The sequence below is a fragment of the Brenneria corticis genome (genome assembly GCF_003115855.1).
Lineage (GTDB): Bacteria > Pseudomonadota > Gammaproteobacteria > Enterobacterales > Enterobacteriaceae > Brenneria > Brenneria corticis.
The window spans coordinates 100156-117295 of sequence record NZ_KZ819078.1; the positions used below are offsets into that span (position 1 = coordinate 100156).

A 17140-nucleotide genomic window follows, 5' to 3' on the forward strand; every position below is an offset into this window, starting at 1 on the left:
GGGGGGATCCCGTTGATTTCAGCTACGACAGGCAGAAAAGGAAGATGAGCGAAAAGGTGTTGTTGATTATTCAGATGGGCGAGCCGCCGGAAGATATTGCGGCTCAGGTCGGGCAGCAGGGAAAATGGTTCGCCGATGCGCTGCCGGATCGGCATGATGCGCTGCGGGTGATACGCCCGGATCGCGGCGAGGCGCTGCCGCCGTTTGAGCAGGTATCGGCGGCGATTATTTCCGGCTCCTGGGCGATGGTCACCGATCGGCTGGAGTGGAGCGAATATACCGCCGGCTGGGCGCGCGAAGCCTTTCACGCCGATGTGCCGATGCTGGGCGTCTGCTACGGGCATCAGCTGCTGGCGCATGCGCTGGGCGGCGCGGTGGGCGACAACCCCAACGGCCCGGAGTTGGGCATTCAGACGGTAACGCTGCACCCGGCGGCGAAAAAAGCGCTTTGCCTGCAACATCACCCTTCACAGTTCGCCGCCTATCTTACCCACCGCCAGTCGGTGCTGGCCGCGCCGCCGGGGGCGGAGATTCTGGCCGCGTCGCAGGCCGACCGCTGCCAGATAATTCGCTACAGCGATAAGGTGCTGAGCGTACAGTTCCACCCGGAATTCAATGCGCAGATCATGCTGGCCTGTTTGCGGCGCAATGAAGCCCGGCTGCGCGAGCTGGGCTTTGACGTCGAGCGCATGATGCAATTGACCGACGAGCCGCTGTGGGCGCGTAAAATCCTGCTGGATTTCGTTCAGCGGTATGCGCCCCGGTAGCGGCAGGTCCCCGCCTGCTACCGCGGGGACGACGGTTGTTTTATTCGGGACGAGGTGTTGTATTCGCGACGACATGTTGTATTCGCGACGACCTGTTGAGCATCCATCGTCAAGCTCCTCTGCGTCATTCCCACGCAGGCGGGAATCTTCTTTCTATCGGCGTTATCTAAAGAAACACGCTTTATCACGCATACCAGAAGCGGTTGTTCTCCGCGTCGCCTGCCGCCTATTTATGTGCACGCCTATACCCGTCATACTTCAAGCTGCAGATGCGTTGGCTGCGCTCAGTCACCCGAATCACTTACCTAAGTAAGCTCATCGGGATTCCTTCCCTTGCCGCCTTCCTGCAACTCGAATTATTTAGGGTATAAATAAAATCACTCCCCTAATCGTTATATAAAAAACAACCTCTCCGGCCCGAAATAATACAAATGATTATTATTTTTATTATCAGTCGATAGGTTTGTGACAGGCCACGCAAATAGCGTCGATTTTGTGATGAAATTGTTATTATTTAGATAAAAATTTGAGCTTTTATTAATCCACATCATAATACCTATGGTTAATGGGGTTTTGGGCTGGTCTAACCATCGCTTTATTCCATCTTATAAAAAGAAAAGTTTTATTTACTTGTGAGCCATGTAGTGCGAGGAGCTTTCCATGCAGGTCAGCAGACGACAATTTTTTAGAATATGCGCGGGCGGCATGGCCAGAACCACGGTCGCGGCGCTGGGTTTTTCGCCCGCCGCCGCACTGGCGGAAACCCGGCAATATAAGTTGTTGCGCGCGAAGGAGACGCGCAATAACTGCACCTACTGTTCGGTGGGGTGCGGTATTTTGATGTACAGCCTGGGCGATGGCGCCAAAAACGCCAAGCCCTCCATTTTTCATATCGAAGGAGACCCGGACCATCCGGTGAGCCGCGGCGCATTGTGTCCGAAAGGGGCGGGGCTGATTGATTATATTCATAGCGACCAGCGGCTGAAATATCCCGAATACCGCGCGCCGGGTTCGGATAAGTGGCAGCGCATCAGCTGGGCGGACGCCTATGAGCGCATTGCCAAATTGATGAAGGCCGACCGGGACGCCAACTTTATCGAGAAAAACGACGCCGGGGTGACCGTTAACCGCTGGCTGACCACCGGCATGCTGTGCTCGTCGGCGGCGAGTAATGAAACCGGGATGCTGGACTTCCGCTTTACCCGCGCGCTGGGGATGCTGGGGATCGATACGCAGGCGCGCCTCTGCCATGCCCCCAGCGTATCGGCGCTGGCGCCGACCTTCGGCCGCGGGGCCATGACCAACAACTGGGTCGATATCAGAAACGCCAACGTGGTGCTGGTGATGGGCGGCAACCCGGCGGAGGCGCATCCGGTGGGCTTCCGGTGGGCGGTGGAAGCCAAAATCAAAAACGGCGCCAAGCTGATCGTGGTCGACCCGCGGTTTAACCGTACCGCATCGGTCGCCGATCTCTACGCCCCGATCCGCGCCGGTTCAGACATTACTTTCCTGCTGGGGGTGATTCGCTATCTGCTTGGCAACAATAAGGTGCAGATGGAGTATGTGAAGTCCTACACCAACGCCAGCCTGCTGGTGCGCGAGGACTACCGTTTCGATGACGGTATTTTCAGCGGCTACGACCCGCAGGCGCGCAAATACGACCGCGCCTCCTGGCACTACGAACTGGATGAAAACGGCTTCGCCAAACGCGATGACACCCTGAGCCACCCGCGCTGCGTATGGAACCTGATGAAGCAGCATGTGGAGCGCTATACGCCGGAAGTGGTTTCCAGCATCTGCGGCACGCCGCAGGACGAGTTTCTCACCATCTGCGACATTCTGGCCTCCACCTGCGTGCCGGACCGAACGGCGACCATTCTGTATGCGCTGGGCTGGACGCAGCACACCACCGGTTCGCAGATGATCCGCGCGGCGGGGATGATCCAACTGCTGCTGGGGAATATCGGCATGATCGGCGGCGGCATCAACGCGCTGCGCGGCCACTCCAATATTCAGGGCTACACCGATCTGGGGCTGCTCTCCCTGCGCCTGCCGGGCTACATGGATCTGCCGTCGGAAAAACAGACCACCTTGCAGGACTATCTGGCGCAAATCACGCCGCAGGCGCTGCTGCCGGATCAGGTCAACTACTGGAAAAACACCCCGAAATTCTTTATCAGCCTGATGAAAAGCCTGTACGGCGATAAGGCGCGTAAAGAAAACGACTGGGGATTCGACTGGCTGCCGAAGTGGGATCAGAGCTATGACGCGCTGAATTTCACCCAGCGCATGATCGAAGGCAAGGTTAACGGCTATATCGCCCAGGGATTTAACCCGATAGCCGCCTTTGCCGACTCCAACAAGGCGCGCGATGCGCTGAAGAAACTGAAATTTCTGGTGATTATCGACCCGCTGGCTACCGAGACTTCCAATTTCTGGCAAAACCACGGCGAGTTGAACGAGGTGGACCCGGCGCAAATCCAGACGGAGGTTTTCCGTCTGCCTTCAAGCTGTTTTGCCGAGGAAAACGGATCGATCGTCAATTCCGGCCGCTGGCTGCAGTGGCACTTCAGCGGCGCGGAGCCGCCGGCGGAAGCCCGGCACGACGGGGTGATTCTGGCGGGAATTTTTCTGCGTCTGCGGGAGATGTACGCCAAAGAGGGCGGCGCCAATCCTGAACCGGTGCTCAATATGGCGTGGAATTACCTCGACCCGGAAGATCCGACGCCGGAAGAGGTGGCCAAAGAGGGCAACGGCTACGCGCTGGAAGATCTTTACGACGAGCAGGGCGACCTGGTGTTGAAAAAAGGCCAACTGCTGGCCGACTTTTCGCAGCTGCGCGACGACGGCACCACCGCCAGTTTCTGCTGGGTGTATACCGGCTGCTGGACCGAGCAGGGCAACCAGATGGCGCGGCGCGACAACGCCGATCCCTCCGGCCTGGGCAGCACCCTCGGCTGGGCCTGGGCCTGGCCGCAAAACCGCCGCATTCTGTATAACCGCGCCTCGGCGGACGAACAGGGTAACCCCTGGGATCCGAAACGCGAACTGATCCGCTGGAACGGAGAGCGCTGGACCGGCATCGACACCCCCGACTACGGCAATGCGGCGCCCGGCAGCGGCGTGGGGCCGTTTATTTTACAGGCCGAGGGACTGGGACGCCTGTTCGCCATCGACAAGCTCGCCGACGGCCCGTTTCCGGAACACTACGAGCCGGTGGAATCGCCGCTGGCGAAGAGTCCGCTGCACGAAAACACGCGCTTCAATCCGGCGGCCCGGCTGTTTGACGCCGACCGCCAGCGTATGGGCGCCGCGGATGAATTCCCCTATGTGGCGACCACCTACTCCATTACCGAACTGTTTCGGCACTGGACCAAACACGCGCGCCTGAACGCCATTGTCCAGCCGGAGCAGTTTGTCGAAATCGGCGAAGCGCTGGCCGGGCAGAAGGGCATCCGCGCCGGCGATATGGTGAAGCTCAGCAGCAAACGCGGCTATATCAAGGCCAAAGCGGTGGTCACCAAGCGCATCCGCACGCTGATGATCGAAGGCCGGCCGGTGGAAACCATCGGCGTGCCCTGTCATTGGGGTTTCGAAGGCACCACGCAAAAAGGGTTTCTGGCCAATATCCTGACGCCGCACGTCGGGGATGCCAATACCCAGACGCCGGAATACAAGGCGTTCCTGGTTAATCTGGAAAAGGCGTAGCGGAGAACGATTATGGCCATGCAATCACAAGATATTATCCGTCGCTCCGCGACAAACGGCCTGACGCCGCCGCCGCAGGCGCGCGATCATCAGGAGCCGGTCGCCAAACTGATCGATGTCACCACCTGTATCGGCTGTAAAGCCTGTCAGGTCGCCTGCTCCGAATGGAACGATATCCGCGACGAGGTGGGACATAACGTCGGCGTGTACGATAACCCCACCGACCTGACCGCGAAATCCTGGACGGTGATGCGCTTTGCGGAGGTGGAAGAGAAAGGCAAGCTGGAATGGCTGATCCGCAAGGATGGCTGTATGCACTGCGCCGATCCGGGTTGCCTGAAAGCCTGCCCGGCGGAAGGGGCGATTATCCAGTATGCCAACGGCATCGTCGATTTCCAGTCGGAACAGTGCATTGGCTGCGGCTACTGCATCGCCGGCTGCCCGTTTGACGTACCCAGAATGAATAAACAGGACAACCGCGTCTACAAATGCACCCTGTGCGTCGATCGCGTGGCCGTCGGTCAGGAGCCGGCCTGCGTCAAAACCTGTCCCACCGGCGCCATTCATTTCGGCACCAAGGCGGCGATGAAGGATCTGGCGGCGGAGCGGGTAAGCGAACTCAATACGCGCGGCTATGAAAATGCCGGACTGTACGACCCGGCCGGCGTGGGCGGCACTCACGTGATGTATGTTTTGCACCACGCGGATCGGCCGCAGCTCTATCACGGCCTGCCGGACAACCCCAGCATCAGCCCGACGGTAACCTTCTGGAAAGGGATCTGGAAACCGCTGGCGGCGATTGGCTTTGCCGCCACCTTTGCCGCCAGCGTATTCCACTACGTCGGCGTCGGCCCGAACCGCGTCGAGGAAGACGACGAAGGGGAAACCGATGAGGCGCATCATGAGGACAAACAGCATGAAAAAGAGTAAGCGGATTCAGCGCTATAGCGCGCCGGAGCGCATTAATCACTGGATTGTGGCCTTCTGCTTCGTGTTCGCCGCCATCAGCGGTCTGGGTTTTTTATTCCCTTCGCTCAACTGGATGCTGCATATTCTGGGCACGCCGCAACTGGCGAGAATCGTGCATCCCTTTGTGGGGGTGGTGATGTTTATCGCTTTTCTGTTAATGTTTTTCCGCTACTGGAAACACAACCTGATTAACCGCGACGATATCGAATGGGCGAAAAACATCCATAAGGTTGCCGCAAATCAGGAAGTCGGCGACACCGGCAGGTATAATTTCGGCCAGAAATGTGTGTTCTGGCTGGCGATTACCAGCCTGTTATTGCTGTTGGCGAGCGGCATTGTGATGTGGCGGCCGTATTTTGCCGACGCATTCCCCATTCCGGTTATTCGTCTGGCCCTGCTGGTGCATTCTCTGGCGGCGGTGGGGCTTATTCTGGTGATCATGGTGCATATCTATGCGGCCTTATGGGTGAAGGGAACCATTACCGCCATGGTGGAAGGCTGGGTGTCGACCTCCTGGGCGAAGAAGCATCATCCGCGCTGGTATCGTGAGCTACAACGTAAACAACAGGAAAAATAACCCTGATGAGTATCCGTATTGTTCCCCAGGAACAGTTAGAAAGTAATGAAAAATCGAACGCGGCGGGAAATATTCCACCGCTGCTGTTCGCCAATCTGAAAAGTTTGTACGGCAGTCGCGCCGAGCGGCTGCGCCAGCTGGCGCAGGATCATCCGCTGGGCGACTATCTTGAGTTTGTCGCCGGCGTGGTGGACGCCCAGCGCAAAGTGCTGCACGACCATCCGCTGCGGATGGATCTCACCGAGGTGTTAAAACAGTCCGGCAATCGTCCGCCGCTGGATATCGAGGCATTTCCGCGCGATGCGCACTGGCACACCTTGCTGCGCGCGCTGATCGAAGAGCTTAAGCCCGAAGCCGGCGGACAGGTGCTGGCCACGCTGGAAAATCTGGAAAAGTCGTCGGCGCAGGAGCTGGAAACCATGGCGAGCGCGTTGTTCAGGCATCAGTTCAGCGCGGAAAATAACGACAAGGCCCCGTTTATCTGGGCGGCGCTGTCGCTGTTCTGGGCGCAGATGGCCGCCAACATTCCCGGCAAAGCCCGCGCGGAGCCGGGCGAGCACCGTCAGTTCTGCCCGGTATGCGGCAGCATGCCGGTGTCAGGCGTGGTACAGCTAGGCGCCGGCAGCGGACTGCGCTATCTGCACTGCAACCTGTGCGAAAGCGAGTGGCATATGGTGCGGGTGAAGTGCAGCAACTGCGAAGAGTCCGGCGATCTGAATTACTGGTCGCTGGACAGCGAAAACGCGGCCATCAAGGCGGAAAGCTGCGGCCACTGCGGCACCTATCTGAAAATTCTGTATCAGGAAAAGGATCACCGCGTTGAGGCGGTGGCCGACGATCTGGCGTCGCTGGTGCTGGATGTGAAGATGGAGGAAGAGGGCTTTTCCCGCAGCAGCATTAACCCGTTCCTGTTCCCGGAGAGCGCCATCTGATCGCCAACTGGCGGGGATATTCCCCGTCATTCCCCGGTCATCCCCGCGATAAAAGACTCTCCGTTATTCCCGCGGTAAAAATACTCCCCGTCATCTCCGCCATCTCCGCAGTCACCTCCGTCATCCCCGCAGTCACCTCCGTCATCCCCGCAGTCACCTCCGTCATCCCTGCGGCAGTAGGCAGGGATCTACTTCCGCTGGCGGCTCGGTGTTGCTGAGATGCCTCCTCGCGAAAGCGGGGATCTGCCGCTGAAACCAGCTTCGTTACCTTGTCCGGCGCGCCAGCAGCGCAAACGAGCCGATAGCCAGTCCGTAGCATACGGCGATGGTCAGCGCCATGGAGAGGGCGGACATACCGTGCAGGCCGGTGAGCGGCACGCTTATCGCCCCCAGGGTGAACATGCTGACGCCGAGCAGTGCCGACGCGCTGCCGGCCTTATCCCCCTGGCTCTGCATCGCCAGCGCCGACGCGCTGGGACCGACGATGCCGATAATGATAATGGTGAAGAACAGCGGCACCAGCAACCCTATCAGCGGCGCCTGCAAAGCGGCCGCCAGCAGCAACAGCAGCGATGATACGGCGGCGATCAGCAGCCCCAGCTTCAGTATGCGCATTTCCCCCCAGTGGCGGCTCAGGCGTACGGAAATCTGCGCGGCGCAGATCAGTCCCACGCCGTTGATGGCGAAGCACAGGCTGAACATTTGCGGGCTAAGCAGGTAGATTTCCTGCAACACGAACGGCGACGCGCCGATATAGGCGAACATGCCGGCGCCGGCGAATCCCTGCGCCAGACAGAGTCCCATAAACTGGCGGTGCGCCAGCAGGCTGCCCAGCGAGGCCAGCAACGACGCCACGCCGCCGGTCACCCGGCGCTGCGGCGGCAGGGTTTCCGGCAGGCGCAGGGCGGAAAGCAACAGCAGCAGCGCGGCGATAAGAGACAGCGCGATAAAAATGCCGCGCCAGTTCATTATGCTCAGCATGGCGCCGCCCATCACCGGCGCCAGAATCGGCGCCAGCCCGTTAATCAGCATCAGCAGGGCGAAAAAACGGGTTAATTCATGGCCTGAATAGAGGTCGCGCGCCACCGCGCGGGAGAGCACCGCGCCGCCGGCGCCGGCCATGCCTTGTATCAGGCGCGCCGCGATCAGGTGGTTGATGTCCTGCGCCAGCGCGCACCACACCGACGCCGCCAGAAAAATCAGCAGTGAAAACAGCAGCGGCCGCCGCCGTCCCAGCTTATCGCTCAGCGGGCCGAAAATCAGCTGGCCGATTCCCAGCCCCAGCAGGCCCGCCGTCAGGCTTAGCTGCGCGGCGGCGGTGGAGGTGGACAGGTCCGCGGTTAATTCCGGCAGGGCGGGAAGATAGAGGTCGGTGCACAGCGGGCCCAGCGCCGCCAGCAGCCCCAGAACCAGGGCATAGCCCAAACGGGACGATCGTATCGTTTTACTCATTGGCGTCGGTTTCAGAAAAAGTGGATTGAAAAATATGCTGATAGAGCTGCTTTAGCCTGTCCGGCGAGGCTTTCTGGCTGGTCACCATGCGAAACGCCGTCCCTTCGGACAATACGGCCATCAGCTCGACCCGGGCGGCGATTTGCGGCGGGCTCAGATGCGGATAGCGCCGTTGCAACAGGACGACGGCCTGCTGAAACAGTCTGGCGTCGGCCTCTTGCAGGATCGCCGCGACGCGGCTATTGCGGGTCGCCTCGGCGGTCACTTCCAGCATCAGCGCATGGTCGTCCTCGCGCGTGGCTTCATCGCCGGGCAGGGCGCGCCGCGCCAGCATTTGCGCCATTTGCGGCAGGTGATTGTCCTCCAGGCGCAGAAAGTGCAGTTTACTGTTGACGATCCGGCTGACTATTTCTTCAATAATGGCGTCTTTGCTGGGGAAGTAACGGTATATTTGCCCGACGCTCAGCTGCGCGCGGGCGGCGATTTCCGCCATCCCCGCGCCGTGGAATCCCGAACGGCGAAAACAGAGGCGCGCCGCGGCGATAATCTGGTCGCGCCGGGCGAGTGTTCGCTCCGTTTTGGTGGTTGTCTGCTGCACTTTGGTTAATTCTCCTTGTGTGAGAACGATCACTTTTTTACCCAAACCTTACGTAATCTTGTGAGAAGAGTCGGTCTCTCTTGCCTGATAATGAGAATGAACGTTCATTCTCAATTATAGGGCATGATTTCATGCAAGGTAAACGCTTTATTTTCTTCCTGGTAGTCTTACTTTCCGGCTGTGAACGTGCCGCCGAACCGGCTCGGGCCGACGCGGCCGTCGAGGTCACCGTCGAAACGTTGCAGCCGCAATCGGTGGTGTTGAACAGCGTATTGAACGGCAGAACCGTCGCGGGCATGGTCTCCGACGTGCGGCCGCAGGTGGACGGCATTATTCAGCAACGCCTGTTCACCGAAGGCAGCGAGGTGCGGGCCGGGCAGGTGCTGTACCAGATCGATCCGGCCAGCTATCAGGCCGCCTATGACGAGGCGGCGGCGGCACTGAAAAACGCCCAGGCCGGCGTACGGGCGGCCAAGCTGAAGGCGCAGCGCTACGCCCGCCTGGTTAAAGAAGAGGGGGTGTCGCGCCAGGATGCCGACGACGCGCAAACCAGCTATGAAGAGAGCCTGGCGGCGGTGGCGGAAAAGCAGGCCGCGCTGAAAACCGCGCAAATCAATTTGGCCTACACGCAGATCAAGGCGCCGATTTCCGGTCGTATCGGCATCTCTTCCGTTACTCCCGGCGCGCTGGTGACCGCCAGCCAGACCACCGCGCTGGCGACCATTCGTCAGCTCGATCCCATCTATGTCGATCTCACCCAGTCCAGCCGCGAGCGTCTGGCGCTGCGGCGCTTGCAGCAAAACGAGAGGCCGGCGGTGTCGCTGACGCTGGAAAACGGCGAAACCTACGCTTCCCGCGGGCAGTTGCAGCTGTCCGAGGTGGCGGTGGACGCATCGACCGGCTCGGTCACCCTGCGGGCGACCTTTCCCAACGCCGAGCATATTTTGCTGCCCGGCATGTATGTGCGCGCCACCGTCGACAACGGCATCGATCCGGCGGCGATCCTGGCGCCGCAGCCGGGCATCACCCGGGATGCGAAAGGGAACGCCACCGCGCTGGTGGTCAATGATCAACAGCAGGTGGAACAGCGTTCGGTGGTGACCGAGCGGGCGATCGGCAATCGCTGGCTGGTCTCGGCAGGATTGAACGCCGGCGATCGGCTGATTATCGAAGGCACCGATAAGGTGAGCGTCGGCGATAGGGTGCAGGCCAGCGAAACCACCTCCGTCACCGCGGATGCGGCGGCCGTCGAAACCGAGGTGAAATCCTGATGTTTTCTCGTTTCTTTATTTATCGACCGGTATTCGCCTGGGTGATCTCGATTGTCATCATGCTGGCCGGCGTATTGGCGATCCAGTCGCTGCCCATCGCCCAGTACCCGGACGTGGCGCCGCCTTCGGTGTCGATCACCGCGACCTACACCGGCGCCTCGGCGGAAACGCTGGAAAACAGCGTCACCCAGATCATCGAACAGCAGCTTACCGGGCTGGACGGGCTGCTCTATTTTTCCTCGTCCAGCAGCTCCAGCGGCGAAGCCAGAATTATCGCCACCTTTAAACAGGGCACCAACGCCGATACGGCGCAGGTTCAGGTGCAGAACAAGGTGCAGCAGGCGTTAAGCCGTCTGCCGACGGACGTGCAGCAGCAGGGGGTGACGGTCACCAAATCGCAAACCAGTTTTCTGCTGATTATGTCGCTGTACGACACCACCGATAAAGCCAGCGGAGCGGACATCGCCGACTATATGGTCAGCAACCTGCAAGATCCGCTGGCCCGCGTCGATGGCGTGGGGGATGTCAAGGTTTTTGGTTCGCAGTATGCGATGCGCATCTGGCTCAATCCCACCCGGCTGGCCGCCTACGACCTGATGCCGTCGGATGTCGCCTCGGCGATTGAAGCGCAGAATACCCAGGTCTCGGCGGGTAAAATCGGCGCGCGTCCCTCCCGCGACGATCAGCAGCTTACCGCCACGGTAATGGCGCAGTCGCGGCTGAAAACGCCCGAACAGTTCAACAACATCATTGTAAAAAGCCAATCCAGCGGGGCGATCGTCCGGCTGGGCGACGTGGCGCGCGTGGAGCTGGGGGATGAGGATTACAGCGCGGTCACGCGGCTGAACGGTCACCCGGCGGCGGGGATCGCCGTGATGCTGGCCCCCGGCGCCAATGCGCTGGCGACCGCGGAGCGGGTGAAAGCCAAGGTCGGGGAGTTCGTCAGCACCATGCCGCAGGGATACGAGATCGCCTATCCGAAAGACAGCACCGACTTTATCAAAATCTCGGTGGAGGAGGTGGTTAAAACCCTGTTTGAAGCCATCCTGCTGGTGGTGATCGTGATGTTTCTGTTCCTGCAGAATTGGCGCGCGACGCTGATCCCGACCATCGCCGTGCCGGTGGTATTGCTGGGAACCTTTGGCGTGCTGTCGGTGTTCGGCTACTCCATTAACACCCTCACGCTGTTCGGCATGGTGCTGGCGATCGGACTGCTGGTGGACGACGCCATCGTGGTGGTGGAAAACGTGGAGCGGGTGATGCGTGATGAACACCTTGCGCCGGCGGCGGCCACCGAAAAGTCGATGCGCGAGATTTCCGGCGCGCTGGTGGGCGTGGCGCTGGTGCTGAGCGCGGTGTTTCTGCCGATGGCGTTCTTCGGCGGTTCGACCGGCGTTATCTACCGCCAGTTCTCCATCACCATCGTTTCCTCCATGCTGCTGTCGGTGCTGGTCGCCCTGACGCTGACGCCCGCGCTGTGCGCCTCGCTGCTGAAGCCGACGGCGCACCGGGTCGAGAAAAAAGGCTTTTTCGCCCGTTTCAACCGTGGCTATCAGGGCATGCAGGATCGTTACTCCGGCAAGGTCGCCCGGGTGCTGCATAGCCCGATGCGCTACATCGTTCTGTATGCGCTGTTGATTGTCGGTCTGGCCCTGATGTTTATCCGCCTGCCGTCCGGTTTTTTGCCGACGGAAGATCAGGGCGACGTCATGGTGCAGTTCACCCTGCCTGCGGGGGCGACCGAAGCGCGCACCACCAAGGTGGGCAAAGCGATTGAGCGCTATTTCCTCACCGAGGAAAAGGACAATACCGAAGCCATTTTCATTATTTCCGGGTTTAACTTCAGCGGCAGCGGGCAAAATGCCGGGATGGCGTTTGTGGCGCTGAAAAACTGGGACCAGCGGCGCGGCGCCGAAAACGGCGCCGAGGCGATTTCGGCGCGGGCGACGCGGGCGCTATCCAAGCTGCGCGACGCGCAGGTCTTTACCCTGACGCCGCCGGCGGTGGACGGGTTGGGGCAGTCCAGCGGCTTCACCTTTGAGCTACAGGCCACCGGCACCACCGATCGCGCAAAACTGCTGCAACTGCGGGATGAACTGCTGGCGGCGGCCGGTGAAAACGACCGGCTGACGGCGGTTCGTCCCAACGACCTGACGCAGATGCCTCAGCTGCAGGTGGATATCGATAATGACAAGGCCAGCGCGCTGGGGCTGGCGATGAGCGATATCACCGCGACGTTGAGCAGCGCCTGGGGAGGAAGCTATGTTAATGATTTTATCGACCGCGGGCGGGTGAAAAAAGTCTATATCCAGGGCGATGAGGATTCGCGCAGCAAGCCGCAGGATCTGGATAAGTGGTTCGTGCGCGGCAGCGACCGCGTGATGACGCCGTTTTCTTCCTTTGCCACCACGCGCTGGATCTACGGGCCGGAAAGCCTGTCGCGCTACAACGGCCTGGCGTCCTATGAGATCCAGGGCGCCGGCTCGTCGGGAGTGAGCTCGGGGGCGGCGATGGACGAAATGCAACGGCTGGCGAGCCAGTTGCCGAAAGGCACCACCTATGCCTGGAGCGGGCTCTCCTATCAGGAGCGGCTGGCCAGCGGGCAGGCGCTGTCGCTATATGCGATCTCGATTCTGGTGGTGTTTCTGTGTCTGGCGGCGCTGTATGAAAGCTGGAGCATTCCGTTTTCCGTTATGTTGGTGATCCCGCTCGGCGTGGTGGGGGCGGTACTGGCCGCCACGCTGCGCGGGCTGGAGAATGACGTCTATTTTCAGGTGGCGCTGCTGACCACCATCGGGCTGTCGGCGAAAAACGCCATCCTGATTGTGGAATTCGCGGAAGCGGCCTATCGGCGCGGGGCGACGCTCTATGCCGCGGCGCTGGAAGGGGCCACGACCCGCCTGCGCCCGGTGCTGATGACCTCCCTGGCCTTTATCGTCGGCGTTTTCCCCCTGGCGATATCCACCGGCGCGGGGGCCAACAGCCGTATTTCCATCGGTTCCGGCATTGTGGGCGGAACCCTGACGGCGACCGTGCTGGCCGTTTTTCTGGTGCCGATGTTCTTTGTTCTGGTGAGACGGGTATTTCCCCAGCGTGCCGACAAAGCGTTGCCTGGCGTTGACTCATCGAGGAAAGAATAATGCGTAGTCGTCAACTTATCGTTGCTCTGTTACCTCTGCTGCTGGGAGGATGTTTGTCGCTGGACCCGGACTATCGGCGTCCCGACGCGCCGGTGCCCGCGGCCTGGCCGCAGCCCGAAAGCGCATCCTCGGCGCAGCCCGAAGCCGGCGCCATTGCGTGGCGTTCGGTCATCGTGGATGAAAAATTGCAGCGCGTTATCGATATCGCGCTCAGCGATAACCGCGACCTGCGCAAGGCGCTGGCGGATATCGAAGCGGCGCGCGCGCAATACGGCATTCAGCGGGCCGGGCAGTTTCCCGCCGTCAACGCGGGCGTGGAAGGCACCCGCAGCCGGGCGCTGACCAGCGATGCGTCGTCGGGAAACAATGCCACGGCGATAACCCAGAGCTACGGCGCCAATCTGGCGGTCAGCGCCTTTGAGCTGGATCTGTTCGGCAAGGCGCGCAGCCTGAGCGCCGCCGCGCTGGAGAGCTATCTGTCAACGGAGGAGGCGGCGAAAAGCACCCGTCTGGCGCTGATTGCCGATACGGCGACGGCTTATATCGCGCTGGCGACGACGCGCAGCGATCTGCAACTGTCGCGGGAAACCATGCAAAGCGCCCGCCACTCGCTGGAGGTGACGCGCAACCGGCAGCGCAACGGCGTCGCCTCCGGCGTGGATGTGGCGCAGGCTGAAACCGTGTATCAACAGGCGCGGGCCGACGTGGCCGGCAATACGACGGCGGCGGCGCAGAGTAAAAACGCGCTGGATCTGCTGGCGGGACAGACGGTTGACGATGCCCTGCTGCCTGACGGCCTGGATGCGCTGGCGACGGCGGTGGCACCGGTATCCGCCGGACTCTCCTCGGCGGTGCTGCTGCAGCGCCCGGACGTGCTGGCGGCGGAGCATACGCTGAAAGCGGCGAATGCCAACATTGGCGCGGCGCGGGCGGCGTTTTTCCCCAGCCTGACGCTGACCGCCAGCGGGGGCGTCGGCAGCAGCGCGCTCTCTTCGCTGTTCAGCCACGGCGCCGGGGTGTGGTCGTTCGCCCCCAGCCTGAGCCTGCCCATCTTCGACGGCGGCGCCAACCGCGCCGCGTTGCGGTACGCCGAAGCGCAGAAAAAAGGCTATATCGCCAGCTATGAAAAAGCCATTCAGTCCGCGTTTCAGGAGGTGGCGGATGCGTTGGCCCGTAAGGCCACCATCGACGAGCAGCTTACGGCGCAGCGGGATTACACCGCCGCCGCCGAACGCAGCTACCGGCTGGCGGATTCGCGCTACCGGGAAGGAATCGATACCTATCTGAACGTGCTGGATGCGCAGCGCACCCTTTACAGCGCCCGGCAGACGCTGATCGGCATCGAGCAAACCCGGCTGAACAATCTGGTGACCTTGTATAACGCGCTGGGCGGCGGGGTGTAGGTGTATAGCGCGCGATGCCCCTCCCGGCCTCCCCCTTGTCAGGGGGAGGCGCTGACTTGGTCCCTACGCCGCAGGGAAGCGGCGCATCAGGACATAATCAGCCCGCCGTCAACGTTAATGGTTTGTCCGGTGATGTAGCGCGCATCGTCGGAGGCCAGGAAAGCCACCAGCCCGGCCACATCCCGAGGCTGGCCGGCGCGCTTGAGGGGAATACCCCGCACCCACTCCGCCATCAGCTCCCCTTTGCCGTAACGCTTCTCCTCGCTGCTGAGGATCTCGCCCCAGACGCGATCGTTATAGTCCCACATTTCACTTTCGATGATGCCGGGGCAGAACGCGTTCACCGTGATGTTCCACGGCGCCAGTTCGTGCGCCAGGCTTTGGGTGATGCCGATGACGCCCATTTTGCTGGCGGCGTAATGCGGCGTATAGATAAAGCCCTGACGCCCCTGACCGGACGAGGTGTTGATCAGGCTGCCGCCGTTTTGCCGCACCATGATCTTTGCCGCCTCGCGGCAGCACAGCCAGACGCCGGTAGTATTGACGGCCAGCACCTTGTCAAAATCGGCTTTGGGCATGCTGTCGAAGGTGTCGATGGTGATCACCCCGGCATTCTGGATTGAGACATCAACCCGGCCAAAACGCGCGAGCGCCTGCTGATACAGCGACTGCACCTGTTCTTCATCGGCGACGTCGACCTGGAGCGCCAGAATGTCGCCGGCGTATTGGGCGGTGAGTTTTTCCGCTGTATCAAAGACGCGCTCAGCGTTGGAAACCATGACCAGATTGGCGCCCTCGCTCGCGAAACGTTCGGCGATGCCGGCGCCAATGCCGCGACAGGCGCCGGTAATCACCACCGTTTTCCCCGTGAAGTTACGATTCATTATTGTGTACTCCTTGATTGGCATAGCCGATGGGCCGCGCCGCCGGTCATCATCGTGAAACCCCGACGACCGGGCAGGGCGCAACGCCTTCGGGATATAAAGTCAACTTATGCGTCGGGCTGCTACAGCGTACGCTGTACGGCCTCGCGCCATTCCGCCCAGCGGCGTTGGTACAGCCGTATGGCGATGCTCATCCGGCTGCCAGCCGTCGTGTTCAGGCAACAGCGCCCTCAGCCGTTCGTCGGACAACTGCCCCAACGCCGACAGCTCCGGCACGACGCTTTTGCCGCTGCCTGACCGAGGGCGTCGATGGCGACGGCCTTAACGTTGCTGGTGCCTTCATCCAGCGCGATGATTAGATCCCTAGCCATGGCTTACCCCGGAGAACGGCGCGGCCGCCTGTTTTTTTTCATGACGCCGCATCAGCACGACTTTGCTCTGCAAGCGCTGTTGGAACTGGTCGATCACCACCGCGGTAATAATGACCAGCCCTTTAATGACCATTTGCCAGAAGTCGCTCACGCCCATCATCACCATGCCGTCGGCCAGAAAGACGATCACAAAGGCGCCGATAATCGATCCGGACACGCGGCCCCGCCCGCCGGCCAGCGCGGTGCCGCCAAGCACCGTGGCGCCGATGGCGTCCATCTCGAACATGTTGCCGGTCATGGGATGCGCCGTTTGCAGTTGTGAAGCCACCACCAGCCCCACCAGCGCCGCGCACAGGCCGGAGAACGCGTAGACAAACACTTTCACTTTGATGATCGGCACGCCGGCCAGACGGGCGGCGGATTCATTGCCGCCGATGGCGTAAATGTAGCGCCCTAACGGGGTTTTAGTGGTGATATACAGGCCAAGCAGCAGGATGCCGAGCATCAGCCAGATAGGCAGATAAACCCCCAGCACAGTGCCGGAACCCAGCAGTGAAAACCCGGTGTTGCCCAGTTCCGGCATGCCCACCAGATTGGCGTAGGTGCTGCCGTCGTTGAACAGCAGCGCCGCGCCGCGGGCGATGTACATCATGCCCAGCGTGCAGATAAACGGCGCGACGCCCAGACGGGTAATGACCGCGCCGTTAATCAGGCCGACGATCACCCCGAACAGCGCGACGACCAGAATCACTTCCGGGACGTTAAGGAACAGAATCCGCCCGCCCCACAGCGGAACGCCGCTGGTCAGCAGCACGCCGGCCACCATGCCGCAAATGCCGGCCACGGCCCCCACCGATAGGTCGATGCCGCCGGTGAGGATCACCAGCGTCATCCCGATCGCCAGCAGGCCGGTGATCGCCACGTGCTGCGTCATGATCAGCAGGTTGGAAGTGGTGAGAAAATTGGGCACCATCACGCTGAAAAAGCCGATGACGATCAGTAAGGCGATAAAGGTTCGCGCCTTGAGCAGATACATATAGAAAAGATATTTTTGATTCATGGTGTTGT

General features: G+C 60.9%; 13 protein-coding genes. 8 read left to right on the plus strand and 5 right to left on the minus strand.

From position 1 onward, the window contains the following. Positions 1-44: 44 nt before the first annotated feature. From DDT56_RS10865 to fdhE, 5 genes are all read left to right on the plus strand, one after another. Complete coding sequence (locus DDT56_RS10865) at positions 45-767, plus strand: glutamine amidotransferase (protein ID WP_136166468.1); 723 nt, start codon at positions 45-47, stop codon at positions 765-767. 660 nt (positions 768-1427) lie between these two features. Continuing rightward, positions 1428-4475, plus strand: coding sequence for a formate dehydrogenase-N subunit alpha (gene fdnG / locus DDT56_RS10870; RefSeq protein WP_136166469.1), 3048 nt, complete (start codon positions 1428-1430; stop codon positions 4473-4475). Between the two features lie 12 nt (positions 4476-4487). Beyond that, positions 4488-5405, plus strand: a complete 918-nt coding sequence (gene fdxH / locus DDT56_RS10875) for a formate dehydrogenase subunit beta (RefSeq protein WP_136166470.1) — start codon at positions 4488-4490, stop codon at positions 5403-5405. Next, on the plus strand, positions 5392-6021 hold the full coding sequence (gene fdoI, locus DDT56_RS10880; protein ID WP_136166471.1) for a formate dehydrogenase cytochrome b556 subunit: 630 nt from the start codon (positions 5392-5394) through the stop codon (positions 6019-6021). Before fdxH ends, fdoI begins: the two co-directional genes overlap by 14 nt. A gap of 5 nt (positions 6022-6026) precedes the next feature. Continuing rightward, positions 6027-6953 carry a formate dehydrogenase accessory protein FdhE gene (fdhE, locus tag DDT56_RS10885; protein WP_136166472.1) on the plus strand — a complete coding sequence of 309 codons (927 nt, stop codon included), beginning with the start codon at positions 6027-6029 and terminating at the stop codon, positions 6951-6953. A gap of 264 nt (positions 6954-7217) precedes the next feature. Here fdhE and DDT56_RS10895 read toward each other — a convergent pair whose 3' ends face one another. Together DDT56_RS10895 and DDT56_RS10900 are read right to left on the minus strand one after the other, a co-directional pair. Further along, positions 7218-8405 (minus strand): multidrug effflux MFS transporter, encoded by a 1188-nt coding sequence (locus DDT56_RS10895; RefSeq protein ID WP_136166473.1) that lies wholly within the window; start codon positions 8403-8405, stop codon positions 7218-7220. Then, complete coding sequence (locus DDT56_RS10900; protein WP_246856760.1) at positions 8398-9003, minus strand: TetR/AcrR family transcriptional regulator; 606 nt, start codon at positions 9001-9003, stop codon at positions 8398-8400. The genes DDT56_RS10895 and DDT56_RS10900 overlap by 8 nt, the downstream gene beginning before the upstream one ends. 131 nt (positions 9004-9134) lie before the next feature. Here DDT56_RS10900 and DDT56_RS10905 point away from each other — a divergent pair, with 131 nt between their 5' ends. The 3 genes from DDT56_RS10905 to DDT56_RS10915 are packed head-to-tail and all read left to right on the plus strand — an operon-like array spanning position 9135 to position 14817. Further along, the gene (locus tag DDT56_RS10905; RefSeq protein ID WP_136166475.1) at positions 9135-10274 is read left to right on the plus strand and encodes an efflux RND transporter periplasmic adaptor subunit; all 1140 of its coding nucleotides are present in this window, start codon (positions 9135-9137) and stop codon (positions 10272-10274) included. Continuing rightward, positions 10274-13414, plus strand: coding sequence for an efflux RND transporter permease subunit (locus tag DDT56_RS10910; RefSeq protein ID WP_136166476.1), 3141 nt, complete (start codon positions 10274-10276; stop codon positions 13412-13414). Before DDT56_RS10905 ends, DDT56_RS10910 begins: the two co-directional genes overlap by 1 nt. Further along, positions 13414-14817, plus strand: a complete 1404-nt coding sequence (locus DDT56_RS10915; protein ID WP_136166477.1) for an efflux transporter outer membrane subunit — start codon at positions 13414-13416, stop codon at positions 14815-14817. The genes DDT56_RS10910 and DDT56_RS10915 overlap by 1 nt, the downstream gene beginning before the upstream one ends. 86 nt (positions 14818-14903) lie before the next feature. On the opposite strand, the gene DDT56_RS10920 is transcribed toward DDT56_RS10915, so the two are convergent. The 3 genes from DDT56_RS10920 to DDT56_RS10925 form a co-directional block, all read right to left on the minus strand. Further along, complete coding sequence (locus DDT56_RS10920) at positions 14904-15701, minus strand: glucose 1-dehydrogenase (RefSeq protein WP_136166478.1); 798 nt, start codon at positions 15699-15701, stop codon at positions 14904-14906. Positions 15702-15931: 230 nt separating this feature from the next. Beyond that, positions 15932-16072 carry a hypothetical protein gene (locus DDT56_RS24390; RefSeq protein WP_168197604.1) on the minus strand — a complete coding sequence of 47 codons (141 nt, stop codon included), beginning with the start codon at positions 16070-16072 and terminating at the stop codon, positions 15932-15934. Then, positions 16065-17132: an ABC transporter permease gene (locus DDT56_RS10925; protein ID WP_136166479.1), complete on the minus strand. Its 1068-nt coding sequence runs from the start codon at positions 17130-17132 to the stop codon at positions 16065-16067. Before DDT56_RS10925 ends, DDT56_RS24390 begins: the two co-directional genes overlap by 8 nt. Between the last annotated feature and the right edge of the window lie 8 nt (positions 17133-17140).